This window comes from Bradyrhizobium sp. P3_C3 (assembly GCF_056402655.1).
This window is the reverse complement of record NZ_JBFUGY010000125.1, coordinates 1-2,347: the sequence shown is the minus strand read 5'-3', so window position 1 is coordinate 2,347 and position 2,347 is coordinate 1. Positions and strand designations below refer to the sequence as shown.

General features: G+C 56.2%; 2 protein-coding genes and 1 pseudogene. 2 read left to right on the top strand and 1 reads right to left on the bottom strand.

Annotated features, from left to right (window positions below; genetic code table 11):
* Positions 1-330: hypothetical protein (locus AC1DW2_RS43645; RefSeq protein ID WP_477009193.1), on the top strand; the 330-nt coding region annotated here is incomplete at its 5' end.
* A 34-nt stretch (positions 331-364) separates the two neighbouring features.
* On the opposite strand, the gene AC1DW2_RS43640 is transcribed toward AC1DW2_RS43645, so the two are convergent.
* Positions 365-1,429, bottom strand: a complete 1,065-nt coding sequence (locus tag AC1DW2_RS43640) for a glycosyltransferase family 2 protein (RefSeq protein ID WP_477009192.1) — start codon at positions 1,427-1,429, stop codon at positions 365-367.
* Between the two features lie 224 nt (positions 1,430-1,653).
* Between AC1DW2_RS43640 and AC1DW2_RS43635 the strand changes: the two are divergent.
* Positions 1,654-2,347: pseudogene (locus AC1DW2_RS43635) on the top strand (HAD-IIIC family phosphatase); the annotation flags it as partial.

The window sequence follows — 2,347 nt, the reverse complement described above, 5'->3', positions numbered from 1 at the left end:
GTGCAAAACAGCCTCGATGGCGGGATATTAAACACGTGGCTCGGCAAGGGCGCCGGCAGCTTCTTCCGGGACCTCTCGCTGGCCCGATTTACCTATGAAGTGGCCGATCCGACCTGGGCCAAGGTAACTTACGAATACGGCCTGCTTGGATTTGTTCTGCTGCTGACGCTGGTCGCGATCCGACTGTATTCGAGTTCCCTGAGGGTCGAGGCCTGCCACTTTTTTCTGGTGAGTTGGATTGGCTTTTCGTTTCTGCTCAAGCCAAATTACTGTCTCTTGATCTGGCTTCTGACCCTCGTGCCGAACATGCGTCGGCTGTCCAGGCCATGACGCCCGTTGCGCCGATCTCTCAGATCGGAACGCACTACCTCACCACCCTAAGAACGTTGAGGGCGACCCTCATCAATCTGGGACGGCTTGTTGGTGCGTAACGCCAACTTACGAGGGAGCGGGAAAGCTGCCTGGGGCCAGCCACCACTGCCATAGTCCAGAATAACAACGACATTCGCTGGGAGTATGAAAAACCCTGCGGATAGGACAGGGCTCGGAGAAAGTCAGCGATGATGCGGCCTGCGCTGTCCTTCGCGATCGGATGACGGTCGGGCCGCAATGCGTATGACGCAGCGCGCAGGCAAAGAAACAGCATATTTCTATTCAATGCTTCAGGGGCGACGGACACCCCAACACTGGCGGCAATTTCGCGAAAATACCCAACCCGTCGTCGGGTGACATCCACTTCTCGGGCGAAGCGGTTGTCTTCCAATTCCAAAAATGCACCGTGATTTTCGCCGTGGACGCGGTAATCCACGAGCGGTTTGGGGATTGTGACAACATCACCAAGCGCGGGGGCAGCCGTCACCAAATAGCTGTCGGGCGCCCTGTCCACGAAGTCGGTCTTGAAACTGAAAATTTGATCAACGACCTCGCGTGGATAAGCATTGCCAGATCCCGGCGGGGTCGGGTAAACGCCCGCAGTAATTGCCCACTCACGAATTTGTTGAGGCGTAGGGGTCACAAAATACTGTGGCAGAATGCTGCCCGTTGCATTTCCATCTGCATCAATTGTTCGCATTTGAAACTGGAATTTGCTGGCTTTTTCGGACCAAACCGCCGCAATTTCGGTCATTACGTCGGGATGTAGCGCATCATCGGAATCCAGAAAGATGACGACGTCGCCTGAAGAACGGCGGAATCCGTTCACGCACGAGGGCATTTGGCCGGCATTTGCCTGTTCGATAAGCGTAATTCTGTCCGCAAACTTTCCAATCACCTCAAGCGAATTGTCTGTCGATCCATCGTCGACAACGACCACTTCCACCTTAGGCCATCGGATTCCCAACGCACTCCTGATCGCCGCGCCTACAAACTTTGCATAGTTGTAGTTCGGGATGACGACAGAAAGAGCTAATTCACTCGGGTCCCGGGGCATTTCGATCCTGACTGACGAACATTCTGGTCGGTCCACTTCCCACGCCAGCTTCCTTCATTCTGTCTTGTGATTAAGGACACCCCAACCGAGGCGAAGGAGAGCCGCGTGTGGTGAAGAGCCGTGCCACGAAACTGTCTAATTGTGTTCACGGATCTGACCTAACTGGCATGGTACGCGATTTGCTAGTACAACTACAAATCTACGAAGTAGACTTGGAAGTGACGATGTCCGCTGAACTGTATCGGGAACTGTCTTGGCTTCCAAGACCGCCCGAGGATTTCTCTTCTCGCTGCAAAGACCTTTTGATGACCGGGGCCGAGTTGGGAGGCCAAATCCGGTTTCTCGCGACCCACGCGCTGGATGAGCGGCAGCTTTCGCGATTGGGACGCGCGATTGTCTCGGCCCGCGAGCAGGGACGGTCCCTGCAACCGTTAGCTCCATTTCGGCTTGGCCTGATCGGAAACGGCACCCTGGATCTCATGGTCCCCGTCCTGATTGCGACGGCCGCGCGCCACGGCTTTGCCCTCGAATGCATCACCGGTGCGTACGATCAATTCCTCCAAGACGCCTTGCAGCCGGACTCACGTCTCAACACATCCCGACCAGATGCGGTCCTGGTTGCGCTCGATCACAGAGGCCTTGCACTTCAACCCAGCCCTGGCAACGAACAGGTTGCCGCTCAGACCATCGACGCCGCAATCGGTCTCCTCAACACCATTCGCGCGGCGATTGCGCGCAACAGCGGCGCTGTGTGCATCGTCCAAACACTTGCGGCTCCTCCGGAAGGGCTGTTCGGATCCTTCGATCGCGCGCTAGGCGGAACGATCAGAAACCTCGTTGATCGCTTCAACCAAAAGGTATGCGAGGCGGTCCTCYAGTCGAACGATCTGCTCCTAGACGTAGCAGGCGTTGCTGAAA